This window comes from Tenacibaculum sp., from assembly GCF_050290165.1.
In the GTDB taxonomy this organism is placed as follows: Bacteria; Bacteroidota; Bacteroidia; order Flavobacteriales; family Flavobacteriaceae; genus Polaribacter.
This window is the reverse complement of the sequence record NZ_JBNKHD010000005.1, coordinates 1-19837: the sequence shown is the minus strand read 5'-3', so window position 1 is coordinate 19837 and position 19837 is coordinate 1. Positions and strand designations below refer to the sequence as shown.

Annotated in this window: 10 protein-coding genes; 4 read left to right on the top strand and 6 right to left on the bottom strand. The window is 32.9% G+C overall.

Translation table 11 applies throughout. From position 1 onward, the window contains the following. Positions 1–72: 72 nt before the first annotated feature. Positions 73–1020, top strand: a complete 948-nt coding sequence (locus ACQY6M_RS06625) for a tRNA dihydrouridine synthase (RefSeq protein WP_428743096.1) — start codon at positions 73–75, stop codon at positions 1018–1020. A 354-nt stretch (positions 1021–1374) separates the two neighbouring features. Here the strand turns inward: ACQY6M_RS06625 and ACQY6M_RS06620 are convergent, their stop codons facing one another. The 3 genes from ACQY6M_RS06620 to ACQY6M_RS06610 all read right to left on the bottom strand — a co-directional run bounded on the left by ACQY6M_RS06620 (position 1375) and on the right by ACQY6M_RS06610 (position 9881). Further along, a complete protein-coding gene (locus tag ACQY6M_RS06620; RefSeq protein ID WP_428743097.1) occupies positions 1375–2634 on the bottom strand; it encodes a hypothetical protein in 1260 nt (419 codons plus the stop codon). A gap of 275 nt (positions 2635–2909) precedes the next feature. Beyond that, the gene (locus ACQY6M_RS06615; RefSeq protein ID WP_428743098.1) at positions 2910–4223 is read right to left on the bottom strand and encodes a DEAD/DEAH box helicase; all 1314 of its coding nucleotides are present in this window, start codon (positions 4221–4223) and stop codon (positions 2910–2912) included. A gap of 138 nt (positions 4224–4361) precedes the next feature. After that, a complete protein-coding gene (locus ACQY6M_RS06610; protein ID WP_428743099.1) occupies positions 4362–9881 on the bottom strand; it encodes an alpha-2-macroglobulin family protein in 5520 nt (1839 codons plus the stop codon). A 247-nt stretch (positions 9882–10128) separates the two neighbouring features. Between ACQY6M_RS06610 and ACQY6M_RS06605 the strand changes: the two genes are divergently transcribed. The 3 genes from ACQY6M_RS06605 to ACQY6M_RS06595 all read left to right on the top strand — a co-directional run bounded on the left by ACQY6M_RS06605 (position 10129) and on the right by ACQY6M_RS06595 (position 11751). Then, positions 10129–10710 (top strand): tRNA-(ms[2]io[6]A)-hydroxylase, encoded by a 582-nt coding sequence (locus tag ACQY6M_RS06605; RefSeq protein ID WP_428743100.1) that lies wholly within the window; start codon positions 10129–10131, stop codon positions 10708–10710. After that, positions 10710–11147, top strand: coding sequence for a DUF4268 domain-containing protein (locus ACQY6M_RS06600; protein WP_428743101.1), 438 nt, complete (start codon positions 10710–10712; stop codon positions 11145–11147). Before ACQY6M_RS06605 ends, ACQY6M_RS06600 begins: the two co-directional genes overlap by 1 nt. A gap of 112 nt (positions 11148–11259) precedes the next feature. Next, positions 11260–11751, top strand: a complete 492-nt coding sequence (locus ACQY6M_RS06595) for a CAP domain-containing protein (RefSeq protein WP_428743102.1) — start codon at positions 11260–11262, stop codon at positions 11749–11751. 91 nt (positions 11752–11842) lie between these two features. Here ACQY6M_RS06595 and ACQY6M_RS06590 read toward each other — a convergent pair whose 3' ends face one another. The 3 genes from ACQY6M_RS06590 to ACQY6M_RS06580 form a co-directional block, all read right to left on the bottom strand. After that, positions 11843–13729, bottom strand: a complete 1887-nt coding sequence (locus ACQY6M_RS06590; protein WP_428743103.1) for an OmpA family protein — start codon at positions 13727–13729, stop codon at positions 11843–11845. 11 nt (positions 13730–13740) lie between these two features. Beyond that, entirely contained in the window at positions 13741–14682 is a 942-nt protein-coding gene (locus ACQY6M_RS06585; RefSeq protein ID WP_428743104.1) for a PorP/SprF family type IX secretion system membrane protein, read from the bottom strand. 10 nt (positions 14683–14692) lie between these two features. After that, positions 14693–19837 (bottom strand): gliding motility-associated C-terminal domain-containing protein (locus ACQY6M_RS06580; protein ID WP_428744933.1); only part of this gene is annotated, 5145 nt, incomplete at its 5' end.

Sequence of the window (19837 nt, the reverse complement as noted above, 5' to 3'; positions counted from 1 at the left end):
ATCTCAAAAGTATAAAGTTTATAGCAAACATTTAGTCGATAAGTCTGTTATATTTGCAACTCAAATTACACTATGAGTTTTACCTTACTTTCTTCACCTTTACAAGGGTTTACCGATTTTCGTTTTAGGAATGCCCAACAAAAATATTTTGGTGGTATCGATACCTTTTATGCTCCTTACATTCGATTAAATGGGAAATTTAAAATAAAATCGAGTTATGAACGTGATTTGCTCCCTGAAAATAACACAACTTTAACGGTTATTCCGCAAGTTATAACCAATGATCCTGAAGAATTTTTATTTGTTGCCAAATATGTACAAAGTTTAGGATATAAAGAGTTGAATTGGAATTTAGGGTGTCCCTACCCTATGGTTACAAAATCGGGTATGGGCTCTGGTTTAATTTGTAATCCTACGCGTATAGATGAAATACTACATCGCGCTCATAACGAAACCGACATTCTAGTATCGATGAAAATGAGAATGGGTTATGAAAACAGTGAAGAAATACTACACACTTTTCCTATTTTAGATAAATACCCGTTAAAAAATGTGGCTATTCATGCTAGAATTGGAAAACAATTATACAAAGGAGGTGTTGATTTAGATGCTTTTCAAAAATGTATAGACATTGCCAAACATCAATTATATTATAATGGTGATATTACTACAGTAGCAGGTTTTAAAGCTATGAAAGAACGTTTTCCTAGTATTACACATTTTATGATTGGTCGAGGTTTAATTGCAGACCCTTTTTTACCACAAATGATAAAAGATAATACTGCAGAATATCCTAAAGACAGGTGGGAAATATTTAAAGATTTTCATGATGAAATATACCAGCAATATAATGCTGCCTTATCTGGACCAACACCTATAAAAATGAAAATGTTAGGCTTTTGGGAGTATTTTTCTCAATCGTTTTCTAATCCTCACAAAACTTATAAAAAAATTAAAAAAGCGACAGATCCTAAGAAATATCAAGCGGCTGTTAAGGAGATTTTGAATGAAGAAAGGTAAAAAAGGTTACCCTCTTTGAAAGATAACCTTGAAACTTTAAATATAAAACTAATACTTATTATATTCTGTTTTTCCTTTTTTTATATAATTAACCACATGTTTTATAGCTCGATTTTGCTATAAAAGACTGTTGATGTTAAGCTATCAAATAAGTTTTTAGGCAGACAGAAATAATAAACAACCACCGCAAATACTGTGATGATTGTTTTGAGTTTATTCTGTTGTATCCATTTGAAAATTGTTTGCATGGGTTTATTTCATTTTCTCATAAACATTACTATTTCTAGTTGAGTTTTTTTTGTTAGTGATAATTATAGATTTTTATAATTTCTGTTAATTTAGCAAAGTTTATATTTAGAATAATTTAAAAATCTTCATCTCAATAATTTTTTCTCTTATGAAGTTGTTCCCTCCTTCAAATTTCGCTATATCTAGAATAGATTTCCCTTCTATTTTCTTAGAGATAAAATCTATCATAAATTTATCATTTAACCACTCCATTAATGATAAATTTTTATTTTTTAAAAAATCCCCACTGGTAATTACCGAAATAACTTTTTTTACATCTTCTTCAAAGAATTCAATATCTTTTAAGTTTTCATATATTTTTTTTGCTTCGGAAGCTCTACCTATAAAACCAAAAGGACACCTTACCTCTTTTAGATGTTTCAAATAATCATCATCTGACATTGTAAAGGCTTCTTTAACGAAACTATTATAAAATTGCTCCCATGATAGAATTGACAAATTCTTATAATTCGCTTCTAAGAATTCCTTAATTAATTTATCTTCAGATTTTAAAGTTTCTATTCTCTCTTTCCTTTTTTCATGATTAAATTGATTCTTTAATTCTTCAAAATCAATATTTATTGACATATCTACTATTTGATATTTAGCATCTATTAACTCTAAAATATCTTCATAATAAACTATCTCATTACCTATAAAAATTCCGTTCTCATTAATTTGAGTGTTATTTTTATTAATAACAATTTCAGAATTAAAAATTGAATATAACTTCTTAAGATCTCTTAAAAAACTATTAAATCTTGGTGTATTCAAAAACATTAAATCTGAATTATCTATTCCAGATATATTGGCTTTTTTAATATTATTTTGATCTACCTTCTCATCATATAATGTGTAATCGTCTTTGTTAAAATCTAATACTTCCTTAAACCCATCTGTATTTACCGATATATAACTTCCTGGTAAAGAAATAGCAGAACTATTTGCAATACTAAGATTACTAATAACAGGGTTAATTCCTAAATCTTCGATTTCATCTGTTTCGTGTTTTATTTGACGTAAATCAAACAGTTCTTCAGCAACAATTTCATCTCTTTTTTTAAGAAATACTAAGGATTTGTATATTGATTTTTTTGTTCCTCCTTCTTCAATAGTATATAAATCAGAAATACTTTTAAACTCTTTATTTTTAGATGTGGGCAATAAAATCCTATACTTTTCAGTAATTGAAATGTAGGTCTTTATAAATAGGTTCAAATCTATAAAATCTGCATTTCTAATTTTAGCAAATGACCAAGTTCCTAACTCATACTCATCATGGTAATACCAAAAATCACTACTATTATTTAATTTTATAGCTTCCATATTACCATTCAAATTTTAGTATTTTAAATTGACAACTACATTTTTTATTTTACTAACGCAAAAGGCTCGTTTGTATAATTATTCATATTATTATGACCATTACACATGTACTAGCTAACTATTTCACAACTTTAATCCATGTACCTTTGGTACGTGAGATATAATCGTTATCGTACATTGCTTCTAGTTTGTTCTCCTAGTAAATAATACTCCAAAAAACAGCAATACTAAAATAGCTACCTATGTATCAAAGTTAAACTGGTCTTTTTCTAAGCTTACGCTAATGTAATACGAATTTTTTTATTTTTTAAACGTGTATTAGTTAACTCTTCTAATAACTTTTTTGACTCAGTAATAGGAACCGAAATAAAAGCACAGTCCTGTTTTAACTCAATAACTCCTACTTGTTCTTTGGTTAAATTCCCTTTTTTAAAGAATAAACCTGCAATATCTCCTTTAGATATTTTGTCTTTTCTTCCTCCAGAAATAAATAACGTCTCCCAATAACCAGGTTTTAATTTTTGCTTCTGAGAAATATCGGCATTTGGTATATTTTTAAGAAATTCTGGAAGATTTTCTTTTTGCCACTTTAAAACATAAGCTGTTCCTTTCGCATTTACCCTTGCTGTTCGTCCGTTTCTATGGGTAAACTCTTCTATTCTTTGTGGTAATTCATAATGAATAATGTATTTCATTTCTGGAATATCAATTCCTCTTGCAGCTAAATCAGTAGCTAGTAATACTTGACTTGTTCCATTTCTAAACTTTATTAAAGAACGTTCGCGATCTCTTTGCTCCATTCCACCAGAAAAACAACTGTGTGCTATTTTGTTCTTCGCTAAAAACTCGCTTACGTTAGCAATACTATCTTTTAAATTACAAAAAATAATTCCTTGTTGATTTCCTATGTGATGTAATAGTTCAACTAAGGTTTGATTTTTATTTTTTGATGGCGAAACAACTGTTTTTAAAGTTAATTTCTTTGGTTTTTTATCTGTTAAATAGTTTAATACGGTAGGATTGTTTAAACGTACAAAATCTGGAACTTCAGCTTCTTGAGTTGCTGAAGTTAAGATACGTTTATTAATACTTGGTAATTGATTAATAATTCCGCGCATTTCATACTCAAAACCAACTTCTAACGATTTATCAAACTCATCTAAAATCAAGGTTTTAATACTTTCTTTAGAAAAACGATCGTTAGCAAAATGGTCAGAGATTCTACCAGGTGTGCCTATTAATACACTTGGTGTATGTTTTAATTCAATTTTATCTTTTGCCATTGAACGCCCACCGTATACAGCATTTACTTTTAAACCTGTTCCCATTTCACGAATCACCTGTTCTATTTGAATTGCTAATTCTCTTGAGGGTACTAAAATTAAAACCTGAACCTCTTTATTATCAGGGTCTATTAATTTCAATGTAGGCAATAAAAATCCTAATGTTTTACCTGTACCAGTAGGTGATAGTATTATTGTATTGGTTGTTTTATCAATAGTCGAAATGGCATTTTGTTGCATTTCATTTAACTCATAAATATTTAATTTTGCTAAAATATCTTCTTGTGTTTTAACTGTATTTACCATAATCCTTTTTTATATCTATGAATTTTATATAGGTGGCAAAGATAGGTAGTCTTATACAAGGAAAAATTAAGTATTTTAGAAATAAATAAAGCTTACTGAAATCAGTAAGCTTTATTTATCTTATTTAATTATTAATAACTACTTCACCACCTTAATCCATCTACCTTTAGTACGAGCTATATAATCGTTATCGTACATCGCTTCAACTTGTACTCCTGGTAAATAGTACTCTCCTAAATACGATGCATTTAATAATACATTGAATGTCTTCGTTTCATACTTTTTCAATGTAAAATAGTTACTAATACTCGCATCTCGTATATCGGTATAATCTACGTTAGAAGACGTGGTATTATTTCCAAAATCGGTAAAACGAGTATTGATAATTTCCCAACCTGAAGGTATAAATTGTGTCAAGGCAACATTTTCAACCGTTTCATTGGTAGAATTCTTAACTATTATTTCTGCAATAAAATTAGTTCCTTGCGATAAGTTATCTGGTTCAATAAGAGCTCCGTCTTTTGTCTTATATACGATAGAGATTTCCAAATTCTTTTGGAATACTTTTTCCTCACCCACAGGTAAAATTCCTTTATTTAATACACGTACATATAAAACTCCGTTGTTTTTATTGGTAATCTTTAAAGAGTTTTCTTGTTGAAGTGCTACTAAATCTTTTACTAATAACGATTTTGTTGTACTTGCTTCTCCTGAAACTTTATTGAAAATATAGCTGGTTTTAATTCCTTCAACTCCTCCATTTTTCAATGCATATTGGCTCATTGCTAATAAACTATACGCCGTTGTTTGCGTACTCATCCAATTGTTACTAGATAAATTTTCAGCAATTTCTTTGGCTAGCTTTATTGCTTTAGTTTCTTCTCCTAATAAATTGTATGTTTCTAAAGACATTGCCTTATTACGTGTTTCAGAACCGTAATTTGAATAATATCGCTTTGTATACGTGTAACCTGTTAATCCTTTTAAAATGGATTGTGCTATGGCTTTTTTACCAATTAAAGCATATGCACTCGCCAATCTCATTTTAGCTTCGTCAGAAACCCCCATTGATTCACGCAAACGGTTCATTGAAGCTAAATCAGGACTGTTTGCCAAACTCAAGGTATATAATCGGTAGGCTTGTGAAAACGAATTGTTATAGTAACCTGAACTATTTCTCCAATTACGCGCTTGTTGCTTTTGATATCCTATCCATTTTGATTTAAAACCAATTGGTAATACATATCCTTTCTTTTCTGCTTCTATCATAAAATGACCTGCATACGATGTTCCCCAACTATCTGCATTACTGTTCCCTTGCCAATATGAAAGTCCTCCATTAGACAATTGGAAATCGGATAATCGTTGAATTGTAGCCTTTATATTTCTTTCGGTAGAAGCTATTTTTTCTTTTGGTAACTCAAAGAGTTCTGGTAAAAATAATTGTGGAAAAGCGCTCGATGTAGTTTGCTCTACGCAACCGTGTGGATAACGAATTAAATATCCTAAACGTTTGGTAAAGTTCATTGGAGGCAATGTAGATAATTCTATTGTAGCGGCATTGGTTCCTTTGGTACCAAAACTTGTAAAATTTAGTTCTCCTTGCTCACTCGATTTTAATACCAAATCTTTTACTTCAGTAGTAACAGGATTTGGATTTAACACGTCTATTTCCACTTCGTAAGATGCTTTTTCATTTCCTGAACTTGCATCTATTTTCACTTTACCAATTCCTTTGAAATCATTCACTTTTAAAGTGAAATATGTCATTTTCTCGTCTGGTTGATCAAACGAAACTGTTTGAGTGCGATCTCCTACTATCGTATAAGCTTCATCAGGTTGTACTGTTACTTTTACATTTTTGATGTTTGATTTCATTGCAAAAACAGTAACAGGTAAGGTAACGGTTTCCTGTGGAGTAATCTTACGAGGTAATGATGCTAAAATCATTACAGGCTTACGTACAAAAGCTGTTTTCTCATCACTACCATAGGCATCTTTTTTAGTATCAGTAGCTACTACCATAGCACGAACGGATCCTACATATTTTGGTATTTTAACCTTGTGCTCCTTAATATCCCCCATTTCTAAATCGAAAGGGCCTAAAAAGGTAACCATTGGTTTAAATCGATTGGCTTTTCGGTTTTTACTTCCTGCTTCTGCTTCGTCTCCTCCAATACTTAATATCTGGTTTACTTTTCCGCCATAGGCGCCAATTACATCGTCAAAAATATCCCAAGTTTTTACTCCTAAAGACTGACGTGCATAGAAAACACCCCAAGGATTCGGAGTTTTAAAACGAGTTAAATCTAGCAACCCTTCATCAACTAATGCAATGGTATAGGTCATTGCTCTCCCCTTTTCTTCTTTTACTCGAATAGTTGCAGTAGTTTCTGGTCGTAATTCATCCGCTAACTGAATTTTAGGTTCTAATTTAGTTGCAGGGTTATTTACCAACATAGGAATAGAACCATACATACGAATTGGCAAATCATTTACCGTTTGGCTATGCTTTTGTAATAATGAAATGTTTACAAATACATTAGGGGTATATGTATCTTTTACAGGGAAACTAAACGATGTTTGCTGCGCTTGTGTTGGTACCCAAAAATGGTCTAACACTTCAGTTCCATTTTCAATGGTAATGAATGCTTTACCTCCCTCTGAAGAAGGAAACTTAACTGTTGCTGTTTCGTTTACTTCATACGATTCTTTATCTGTAGTAAACACTAACATCGTAGCATTGCTTTTGTCTTGATTTCCTTTTTTCTTTGCATACCAAGAAGGCCAATCAAAATACATTACATTAGAAGTTATGTGATTACTTTTTAAATCGGTTACTTTAATTAAATAGCGTCCCCAATCGTTTTCATCTACCTTAAGTTTAAAGGTTCCTTTACCGCTTCCGTTAGTAGTTACCTGTAATTTTTTATACGGTTCATGATAACGTGTTCCGTCATAACTTGATAATCCATTGTCAGAGGTATTCCACCACCAACGCCATGATAGTTTATATACATTTACCTCCAAATTATTTGCTACTCCTTCTCCATCCTGATTTACCGAAGCTACATTAAATGTGTATTCTTCATCCGTAAATAAGTAGTTTTTAGACTGTGGTTCTTCCGCATCTTGTAATCCTGCATACGAAGTGTAAGGTGATACATTTTTAGAAAAGACATCTGTACTAAAATCTCCTCCATTTTCATATACTTTGGTTATAAAACTCGCTTTTAGCATTCCTGGAGCTTTACTATCTAACTTAGGTTTTACAGAAAAATTGATCTTTCCTTCATTGTTTAAATTTCCATTTAAAACTTTAAACTCTTCAGTACCAAATCGACGAGTTACATCATCAAAATTATAGTTTTTAAACTTCGAGAACTCTGTAGTTGTTTGCGAGAATTTTCCATTAATATCTAATTTTAATCCTCTAGCAATAGCACCATGTAACCACTTTACTTCTACATCTCCTGCAATTGGAGAATTTGCTTTGATAAACTCAGCTTCTGTAGCTAGTTTAATTTTTAAGCGATTTGGTTTTATGGTTTCAATCTTTAATGTTTTGTCGAAAACAGCTCCTCCAACACTTACACGTAGTTTCCAATTTCCTGTAATAGCTTCAGGATTTGTTGTAGGTGCATATCCATATACATTGTTTGATTTCTTTGGAAGTATGGTACGGTCAATTATTTTTCCTTGCGGATTGATTAACTCAAACTTTATTGGGTGATCATCTGGAATTGGATTTGCATTATCATTCAACACAAAAGTTAAAAATAGCTGATCTCCTGGTCTCCATACACCTCTTTCTCCATAAATATATCCTTTAATTCCCTCTTGCAATTTTACTCCTGATACATCAAACTTGCTCATTGACAAAGCTTCTCCATCATTCAATTTGATGTAGGTCGTATTTTTATTTTTAGTTACTATTGCAAAAAATGCATTGGAAACATTACTAAAAGTTGCAATCCCTTCTTTGTTTGTAGTAGTTGACTCTATAGGCTGCTTTTGTAAGTTGTATAGCGTTACTTTCGCTCCTTCAATAGTATTGGTAGTCAATAAATCGGTAACAGCTACTACAATTTTATCATTATTTCCCTTTTTAACGATAACTCCAATATTTGTTGCCAAAATATTTGTGCTGATATCTTTATCATGGTAATAAGAAGTAGTACATGGATTATCTCGATCTCTCCAACTATAATATTCATAATAATTATCGTAATAATTAGGATTATCATATTTTTTGGCATCGATATCCTTTTTACCATAAACAATAGTTTTAGTTTCTAACCCCTCTTCACATGCATAATTTGAATAGTCTTTATTAAATGATAACTCAACCCTATACATCGCACCATCTTCCACAGTTACAATTTCAGCTAAATCTATTGCAAAGGCATTTTCTTTCTTTAAATCAACTCCTTGGTTACTTAAATTGACAGTATATTTTGCTACTGGACGACCTACATAACGCAAATTTCCTTGATTGTTTAAATTATTGTACTGTAAAAACTGTAATACATTATCCTTATAAATTTTATAGACAGTTGCATCTACTGCCTTTAAATTAACTGCATTGAAATTTATTTTTAAGTTATTAGAGTTTGGTAAAATAGATCCACTTTTAATAAAACTTAGTTCAGGTTTTAAATCTTCAAAATATACAGTCTTTATAACATTTTCCTTAAGTGTGTATCCATCTGCACTCTTAATACCTTTAAATATTTCAACATCTACCTTTTGTGTATAGGATGATTTTGGATACAACGTAATTTTATTATTATTTACTTTGTAAGTAAACTCTCTCTTTTGTGTATTCAGAAATTGAATAAGTCCTTTTAAGTTTTGTGATTTTTGTATTGGATCAGAAAAACTGATTTCAATATGTTGTTTGTCAGTATCAACAACTTCTACCTCTAATACTTTAAAGTTGTTTTTTCCTGTAATTGTTAACTCTCTTTTCCCTTTAGATTCTGATTGAATTGGAGTCCCATTCCATGTTACAACTAATTGTTTATCGTCTTCAAAACGCTGAACACTATCAATTTTAAAGTAGATTTTAGAACTTAATTCCCCTACTTCACTAAACGTAATATTCTTCGGTTTTCCATTATAGGTAGCTTTTACTAAATCTGATAATTTAGCAGTTTCAACAACATCACTCGCTAGCACCTCTCCTTCAACAGCATATAAATCTTTTGTATATACACTTGGTGATTGCAACAATACATTAAACAGTAACTCTTTTGTTTTTACTTTAACCGTAAAATCTTTTAATTCATCGTTTATATCTTCGTACAACTTTGATAAATGCAACGTTATCAAATACTCTTGATTACTTTTTAGCTTTTCTGCAGGTACAAAAACCAATTCGTTATCCGTTACAACAACTTCTCCTTTTATATTTGGTTTTATGGTAACAACTTCGTTTGCATCAAAATTACTCTCAATCTTATTTTTTAAGACAAATTTTAAATTAGGAGTTACTGAAATTAACTTTTCTGGGAATCCAGAAATGTACTCGCCAAACTCAGTAATATTACTCTCGGAAACTACCGATTTTTTACAAGAATTAGAGATTAGTACAAAAAGGATTAGCGCAAAAAAACTAACAGCTCTAGTCGTTCTTTTTATCAACTGTGTTTTCATTATATTAAGAAGTTTCGTTTTTACTCAATTTTATTTAAAACTACTTAAAAATATTTTTTCCACACCTTCCATTTAGAATTCGTAGTAACTAAATGAGAATTTGTATAAAATTTGAGGTTTTAAGCAATTTTTAGAAGGTTTATCCTTCCTTTTCAAGTTTTTTGAGAACAAATTTAGCCATTTTAAAATTATCAGTTGTACAATTAATGCTTATATTTTTTTACTTTTACCGCCTCAATAGTACATTATGCTTGGATTACAGTTTGATACCGAAACTTCATGGGTTGAAGTAGCTAAAAACGGATTAGAACAGTTATTAACTGATCATGCTTTTGCTGAACAAAAAGCAGCATCAAATGCTGTTTCAATTATTATTAATTACTCTGAAGAAACAGCACTTGTGAAAGACATGAGTGATATTGCCATTGAAGAAATGGAACATTTTAGGATGGTACATCATCTAATGGTAGACCGTGGAATGGTTTTAGGGCAAGCTACTAAAAATGATTATGCTTTGAAACTGCAAAAGTTTTTTCCACATACAGGTAACAGAACTGAAGCTTTGATACACCGATTACTAGTTGCTGCTTTAATTGAAGCTCGTAGTTGTGAACGTTTTAAGGTTTTTGCAGATAATATGGAGGATGAAGAATTATCAAAATTTTACCTAGATTTAATGATTTCTGAAGCAAACCACTATACCTTATTTTTAGGATATGCTCGTAAATATATGGATCGTGAAATCGTAGATAAAAAATGGAATGATTTATTAGCTTTTGAAGCTGAAATGATGAGAGAAAGAGGTAAAACTGCAAAAGTTCATGGCTAGTGTTTAGTAAAGAAGAATCTGCTCGTTTACGCAAAGAGTTTTGGGTAAGTTTTGGAAAATCATTTCCTAGAAAATGGCTATTATATAATACAAAAATTAAAGGTTTTGCCTTCAAATTTCAAGCTGATAGAAAAAAGGCTTCAGTTTGTTTAGATTTTGAACATCCTGAAGATATAGCTAATGAATTACTATATGACCAATTAATTTCTTTAAAAAAGATACTTGAATCTGAATACTTACCAGAGGTTATTTATGATGATAATTTTGAGCTAGAAAGTCGTAAAATAATTCGTAGAATTTATGTTCCTTTCGATAAAAAATTCAGTATTCATAATAAGGATACATGGCGAGATTGTTTTGAATTTTATGTTGATACAATGACACAATTTGAGCTGTTTTTTTATGAGTATGAAGACTTTATAAAACAAGCAATCTAACCAAAGGAAAAACCCCCTTTTTCCTCTCATTTCTGTATCAAGTTTGGATTATATCTCTTTTTTGGCATATCTTTAGGGCAAGTTTTTTGATTAACCCCTAACCCCTACGATCATGAATAACTACCCCCTCAAGTTATTGGTGCTCTTTTGTGCACTAATATTAACATCCTGTTCCTCTAGTGAGACTGAGATTGTTGGTAATACTCCTGAACTATCAACTCCTATCAGTGAAAAATCAATAGAAGCGGACATTTTAGGCCTTATTAACGATTATCGTGTTAATAACGGGTATTCTTCACTAAGTAAATTACAAGCCATTAAATCTCAAACTAGCAATCATACTACTTATATGGTTGAAAAGAATGAGGTGTCGCATGACTTTTTTTTCCAACGTAAAGAATATTTGATTGAAAATGCTGATGCTGTAAGTGTTGCTGAAAATGTAGCTTATGGCTATTCAACTGCTGATGCTGTTGTAAATGCATGGATTAAAAGTGATGGTCACAAACAAAATATTGAAGGTGATTATACCCACTTTGATGTAACTGCTGAAAAAAGTGCTGATGGTAAATGGTATTTTACCAACATTTTTGTTAAGCAGTAAAGAATTAAATAAAAAAAACCCCAATTCAATATGCGGAATTGAACCGGGGCAAAAGAAAACTACTCTACGGGAGACTAATTACTTATTTTAACTATTTATAATCATTAACGATTATAAATTTCGAACGTCTGTTTTCTTGATGTTCTTCTTCTGTACATTGAACACCATTTGAGCATTTATTAACTAACTGCTTTTCTCCATAACCAATAGCACTTTGTATTCTATTGCTATCAATACCTCTAGAGAAAATATAATCTCTGGTAGATTTAGCTCTCTTATCCGATAAAATTTCATTGTAGCGATCGCTACCTCTACTATCGGTATGTGCTTCAATTTTAATAATCATTTTTGGGTGATTATTTAGCACTTTTACAATGTGTTCTAGTTCATATGCCGCATCAGGTCTTATATTCCACTTATCAAAATCAAAGAATATCGGATCTATTACAATCTCATTTCCTATAATTAACGGTGTTAAATATAAATCGTGTTCTATTTCTCTTCCTCTTACATCAGTTGTTTCAATATTATTTACAAAATCATCTTTGTAATCTAACTTGGTTCCTCTTAAAGAAAATTTCTTCTCGCACTCTACTTCAAAAACGTAAGCTGCATCTTCTTGAGTTACAAATCTTTTGATAACTTTCCCATCTGAATCCATAAGCTCAACTAAGGTATTTGGCAATATTTCATTAGTTCTTTTATCAAAAGTTTTCCCTTTAATATACTGCTTACATTTTAATGTTTTAAACTTATAAACATCGTCCTCTCCTTTTCCGCCGGGTCTATTTGAAGAAAAGTATCCTGATTTTCCATCATCATTATAAAAGAATGCAAAATCATCGTATCCACTATTAAAAGGTGCTCCAATATTGACTACTTCTGAAGAATTATTTTTTAATAAATCAGTTTTATAAATATCTAATAACCCCAAATTAGCATAACCATCTGAGGAGAAATAGAGGGTATAGTCTTCAGCGACAAAAGGAAACATCTCTCTTCCTCTTGTATTTACTTTATCACCCAAATTTATTGGTTTACCATACCCCCCATTAGGTAGAATAGCTACTTTATAAATATCAGTTAAGCCATAACTGTCCGGTCTGTCAGATACAAAATACAGCGTCTTTTCATCTGGACTTAATGCGGGATGCCCGCTAGAATATATTTTATCATTAAATGGTAAATCTTCAATATTATCCCATTGTCCATTAACTAAAGTCGCTTTAAATATTTTTAAATGTGAAGTACCTTTTTTATCATACTCTAATTTATCTTTATCATTTATGTTATTTCTTGTAAAATATAATGTTTGACCATCTTTGGTTATAGCAACACTTGATTCATGAAAACCTGTATTAATTTTAGAGGAAACTATAGGCATGACATTTTCTACAATATCATCACCATCTTTATTTTTAGTAACCTTTGCTTGAAATAAATCTAAATACGGTTGGTTGTTCCACTCATAAATTTTACCATTTTCATCTCTTGCTGAAGCAAAGTATAGTTTTTGACCTCGAGCATATAAACCAAATTCTGAGTTTTTGGTATTAATATCCAAATTTGCTACTACTACAGAATCTTTATTAAGTGTTTTTAACTTATCATAATCAACATTTCCTATTTTTAAAGCTACATCTGGAATTTTTTTCAGCCACTCATCTGCTTTATCGTATTGACCAACACTTCTGAGTGATTGAACATATTTGTATATAGCTTCATCGCTTAAACCTTCATCTCTATTAGATGCTACCCCATACCAGTAAACTGCTTGTTCAGAATTGGAATTATTATAATAACAGTCTGCTAATCTTGTTACCATATCCACTCCATCATCTCCATTATCTATTGCTTTTTTGTAAAATTCTGCTGCTTTTATATAAGAGTATTCCTTATAAAATTTATCAGCTATTTTTCTTTGAGAAAAAGCAAAACATGATATAAAAAGTAGTATAAGTGTTATTTTTGTCTTCATAACTATGCTTTTTAAAAATATCTAGGAGATTTTGTTCTATGTAACTTAGGGAGCAACTCAAACATTAACAATATTTCATGCGTTCCGTTAGAATACTGATTAATATCTGATAAAGGATGTTCATACGCATACCCCACACGAAATTGTTTGGTTACTTGAAAATCTACTATTGCCCCTAAAGCGCCTGTATCTTCATTTATTCTATACGATCCTCCTAACCAAAACTTTTCATTGAATAAAAAGTTTGCTGTTATATCGTATGATAATGGTGCTCCATTTGTTGCTTTAATTAATGTAGCTGGTTTAAACTTTACATTATCACTCAAATCAAACACATACCCTCCTGTTAAATAATAACTTACCTTATCAATAACTCCGTAATTAATTCCATTAATTTCTAAGTCATTATGATCAATATTTAGTAATCTTGGTGCTGATAATCCTACATACCACTTATCGGTATGCAAGTATGCACCACTACCAATATTAGGTTCCCATCGATTTTGTATACCACTAATACCTGGATCTGAACCTTCAGCTGCTTTCAACTCGTCATCAATATTATATTGAGTAAATCCAGCTTTAAGACCAAAGGCTAATCTTAAATCTTCATTAAGATTAATTGTGTAAGAAAAATCTCCATATAGGTAGATAAAGTTTTCGTACCCAAGCTTATCGTTAATAAACGATAAGCCTAGTCCGATTTTATCATTCCTAAGTGGTGCGTGCACAGATAGCGTTTGTGTTTCTGGTGCTCTATCTAAACCTGCCCATTGGCTTCTATGTAGTCCAACTACACTCAATACCCCTCTACTACCTGCATATGCAGGGTTGATAGAAATTGTGTTATACATGTACTGAGTAAATTGTGGTAATTGTTGCGATTGTACGTTAAAAATGCATACAAAGAATAGTGCAACAACTGTACGTAATATTCTGTAATTATGGTTCATAGCTATAATATTATTTGGTTCCTAAGTAAATTGCTCCAGTAAATGGTTTTAAACCACTATTTTCTAATATTACAATGTAGTAATATGTACCTGCAGGTAGTCTTTTTGCTCCTCCGAATGTAGTTCCATCTGAAACTCCATTCCAATTATTTGCATAATTGTTAGATTCAAAAACTTTGGCTCCCCAACGGTTAAATATTTTTACATTTGCTACAAAACCACAAGATTCTACTCCTGTAATTTCAAAGAATTCATTCCATGAATCTCCATTAGGGGTTACTGCTTTAGATATTACCACATCTTCTTGTCCACATGGTAATACCACACAATCATCATTTATATTAATTGTTACTATAGTTGATGATAAACATCCATTATTTGGTACTGTATAAGTAAATACATAATCTCCTAAACTTAAGTTTGATGGATCAAAACTTCCGTCATCAGATAAAACTACGTTTCCTTGTGTTACTTCCCAAGTACCACCTTCTTCACTTTGATTAACCAAATAATCATTTAAATTGATTATTCCATCGTCGATACATTTAGAATCTGCAAGCTCAGTTACTGAAGTTTTTACCGTTACAGTAATATTTTGTACAAATTCAGCTGTATTTCCGCAATCATCTGCTACTGTCCATGTTCTAGTTATAATATAATCACTATCAGTACCATCAAATGTGCTAGTCTCTTCAAAGTTTGTTTGTGTAACATTTCCTGAACAATTATCTACAAACTCTAAAGTTGGTACTTCTGGAACATTATCACACTCTATAGTAATATCTTCAAGTGTAGATACCAACTCTGGTGCTTCATTATCTTGCACAGTAATTATCTGAGTATGTGAAACTCCATTTCCTGCACAGTCTTGTACTGTCCATGTTCTTGTTATTGTATATTCAGAAGCACAACCTTCTTCTTGTCCTGTTAGCTCTTCTAAATATACAACTGTTACGTTTGAATTACAATTATCTGTTGCAGTTAATACTGCTGCTTCTGGAATTGCATCACAACTTACGGTTACATTCGCTGGTAATTCTTCTACAAACTGCGGTGCGTTAGTATCTTCCACTGTTACTACTTGAGTATGCGATGTTGTATTACCTGCACAGTCTTGAACTGTCCATGTTCTTGTGATGGTATACTCAGATGCACATTCATCATCTTGTCCTGCAAACTCCTCAGTGTAATTAACTGTTACAGAAGTATTACAGTTGTCTGTTGCAGTTAATACTGCTGCTTCTGGAATTGCATCACAACTCACGGTTACATTCGCTGGCAACTCTTCCACAAACTGCGGTGCAGTAGTATCTTCTACATTTACTACTTGAGTATGAGATGTTGTATTACCTGCACAATCTTGAACTGTCCATGTTCTTGTTATTGTATATTCAGAAGCACATTCATCATCTTGTCCTGCAAACTCCTCAGTATAATTAACCGCTACTGAAGGATTACAGTTGTCTGTTGCTGTTAAAACAGCTGCTTCTGGAATTGCATCACAACTTACGGTTACATTTGCTGGTAACTCTTCCACAAACTGTGGTGCGGTAGTATCTTCTACAGTTACTACTTGAGTATGTGATGTTGTATTACCCGCACAGTCTTGTACCGTCCATGTTCTTGTAATGGTATATTCAGATGCACATTCATCATCTTGTCCTGCAAACTCCTCAGTATAATTAACTGTTACGTTTGAATTACAATTATCTGTTGCTGTTAATACTGCGGCTTCTGGAATTGCATCACAACTTACGGTTACATTCGCTGGTAACTCTTCTACAAATACTGGTGCGGTAGTATCTTCTACTGTAATCATTTGAATATGAGTAGTGGTATTACCTGAACAATCTGATACTGTCCACTTTCTTGTAATCAAGTATTCTGATCCACATGCATCGTCATCTCCACTAGTAACTTCGCTTGGAATTACTGTTACGGAAGCATCACAATTATCAGTTGCTGTTAAGGTTTCCATCATTGGAATATTATCACAACTTACAGTGATTTCTGCTGCTGGTAGCTCTTCTACAAATACTGGTGCGGTAGTATCTTCTACTGTAATTACCTGAATATGAGTAGTCGTATTACCTGAACAATCTGATACTGTCCATTTTCTTGTAATCAAGTATTCTGATCCACATGCATCGTCGTCTCCACTAGTAACTTCGCTTGGAATTACTGTTACTGATGGATCACAGTTATCTGTTGCTGTTAAGGTTTCCATTACTGGAATATTATCACAACTTACAGTGATCTCTGCTGCTGGTAACTCTTCTACAAATACTGGTGCTGTAGTATCTTCTACGGTAATTACTTGAATGTGAGTAGTCGTATTGCCTGAACAATCTGATACTGTCCATTTTCTTGTAATCAAGTATTCTGATCCACATGCATCGTCATCTCCACTGGTAACTTCACTTGGAATTACTGTTACTGATGGATCACAGTTGTCTGTTGCTGTTAAGGTTTCCATCACTGGAATATTATCACAACTTACAGTGATTTCTGCTGCTGGTAATTCTTCTACAAATACCGGTGCGGTAGTATCTTCTACAGTAATCACCTGAATATGAGTAGTGGTATTACCTGAACAATCTGATACTGTCCATTTTCTTGTAATTAAGTATTCTGATCCACATGCATCGTCGTCTCCACTAGTAACTTCACTTGGAATTACTGTTACTGATGGATCACAATTATCAGTTGCTGTTAAAGTTTCCATCACTGGAATATTATCACAACTTACAGTAATTTCTGCTGCTGGTAACTCTTCAACAAACTGCGGTGCAGTAGTGTCTTGAATAATGAATTTTACACTATTTGTATCTGTAGCATTTCCACAAGCATCTGTAGCTGTAAAAATTACTTCAACTTCTCCTGCAAAACCACAGGTGTAAATCAACTCACTATAGTTATTGCTCCAAGCTACTACACTACAATCGTCTGAAGCTGAAGCGCCTCCATTACTTGCCAACCAAGCATCTAACTCTGCTATGTTTCCTGCTCCATCACACTCAACTACTTTATCTGATGGTTGAGTAGTAATTGTTGGTGACGTTTCATCTTTAATTAGATATCCTGCTGTGGTAATACTTGAATTTCCACAATCATCTGTAGCTGTAAATGTTACTGTAATATAACTACCATCACATTTTACTGAAGTATCATCTCCATAATTATTAGTCCATGTAACATTACTACAATTATCCGTTGCGGTTGCTCCTGCATTGTTATCTAACCATTCTTGTAAAGTAGTAGCTGTATCTCCTACTCCACATTCTATATCTATATTGTTCTTGTTTGTTTCATCTATAACTGGTGCCGTATTATCTTTAACTGTTATTGTTTGAACTTTTTCAGTAGTATTTCCACAGTTATCAGTAAGACTCCAAGTACGAGTAACTATTACTTCACCTTGACAACTTCCTGCTAATTCTACATCATTATAATTGGCATTCAAAGTTGTATCACAATTATCAGATTCATCAGTAACATCTCCAGTAATTCCAACACTAGCATCATAAGTACAATTGTCATTTTTATAAATTGTAATATCTACTGGTACTGTAAAATCTGGTTTAGTAATATCGGTCACCGTAATGGTTTGTGTATGACTTACCGTGTTACCACAGTTATCGGTTGATTCCCATTTGCGTACAATCTCTCCACAGCCGTCTACTACCGTATTGCTCACTTCGGTAAAGATTACATCTACTGAGCTATCACAGTTATCGGTTGCAGTGATTGTTGGTACTGCTGGTACTGATTCACAGTCTACACTTACATCTGATGGTTCTGCTGATAGTACTGGTACAGTGCTATCGGTCACCGTAATGGTTTGAGTATGACTTACTGTGTTGCCACAGTTATCGGTTGATTCCCATTTGCGTACAATCTCTCCACAGCCGTCTACTACTGTATTGCTCACTTCAGTAAAGATTACATCTACTGAGCTATCGCAGTTATCGGTTGCAGTGATTATTGGTACTGCAGGTACTGATTCACAGTCTACACTTACATCTAATGGTTCTGCTGATAATACAGGTGCAGTGCTATCGGTTACCGTAATGGTTTGAGTATGACTTACTGTGTTGCCACAGTTATCCGTTGATTCCCATTTACGTACAATCTCTCCACAGCCGTCTACTACCGTATTGCTCACTTCGGTAAAGATTACATCTACTGAGCTATCGCAGTTATCGGTTGCTGTGATTGTTGGTACTGCTGGTACTGACTCACAGTCTACACTTACATCTGCTGGTTCTGCTGATAATACCGGTGCAGTGCTATCGGTCACCGTAATGGTTTGTGTATGACTTACCGTGTTACCACAGTTATCGGTTGATTCCCATTTACGTACAATCTCTCCACAGCCGTCTACTACCGTATTGCTCACTTCGGTAAAGATTACATCTACTGAGCTATCGCAGTTATCGGTTGCAGTGATTGTTGATACTGCTGGTACTGACTCACAGTCTACACTTACATCTGCTGGTTCTGCTGATAATACCGGTGCAGTGCTATCGGTTACCGTAATGGTTTGGGTATGACTTACCGTGTTGCCACAGTTATCGGTTGATTCCCATTTGCGTACAATCTCTCCACAGCCGTCTACTACTGTATTGCTCACTTCTGTAAAGATTACATCTACTGAGCTATCGCAGTTATCGGTTGCTGTGATTGTTGGTACTGCGGGTACTGACTCACAGTCTACACTTACATCTGATGGTTCTGATGATAATACTGGTGCAGTAGTATCGGTCACAGTAATGGTTTGTGTATGACTTACCGTGTTACCACAGTTATCGGTTGATTCCCATTTGCGTACAATCTCTCCACAGCCATCTACTACCGTATTGCTCACTTCGGTAAAGATTACATCTACTGAGCTATCACAGTTATCGGTTGCTGTGATTGTTGGTACTGCTGGTACTGATTCACAGCCTACACTTACATCTGATGGTTCTGATGATAATACGGGTGCAGTGCTATCGGTTACCGTAATGGTTTGGGTATGACTTACCGTGTTACCACAGTTATCGGTTGATTCCCATTTGCGTACAATCTCTCCACAGCCATCTACTACCGTATTGCTCACTTCGGTAAAGATTACATCTACTGAGCTATCACAGTTATCGGTTGCTGTGATTGT

Coding starts and splice junctions, on each gene's coding strand:
- ACQY6M_RS06625 (WP_428743096.1), top strand. CDS start 73: ATGAGTTTTACCTTACTTTCTTCACCTTTACAAGGGTTTACCGATTTT.
- ACQY6M_RS06620 (WP_428743097.1), bottom strand. CDS start 2,634: ATGGAAGCTATAAAATTAAATAATAGTAGTGATTTTTGGTATTACCAT.
- ACQY6M_RS06615 (WP_428743098.1), bottom strand. CDS start 4,223: ATGGTAAATACAGTTAAAACACAAGAAGATATTTTAGCAAAATTAAAT.
- ACQY6M_RS06610 (WP_428743099.1), bottom strand. CDS start 9,881: ATGAAAACACAGTTGATAAAAAGAACGACTAGAGCTGTTAGTTTTTTT.
- ACQY6M_RS06605 (WP_428743100.1), top strand. CDS start 10,129: ATGCTTGGATTACAGTTTGATACCGAAACTTCATGGGTTGAAGTAGCT.
- ACQY6M_RS06595 (WP_428743102.1), top strand. CDS start 11,260: ATGAATAACTACCCCCTCAAGTTATTGGTGCTCTTTTGTGCACTAATA.
- ACQY6M_RS06590 (WP_428743103.1), bottom strand. CDS start 13,729: ATGAAGACAAAAATAACACTTATACTACTTTTTATATCATGTTTTGCT.
- ACQY6M_RS06585 (WP_428743104.1), bottom strand. CDS start 14,682: ATGAACCATAATTACAGAATATTACGTACAGTTGTTGCACTATTCTTT.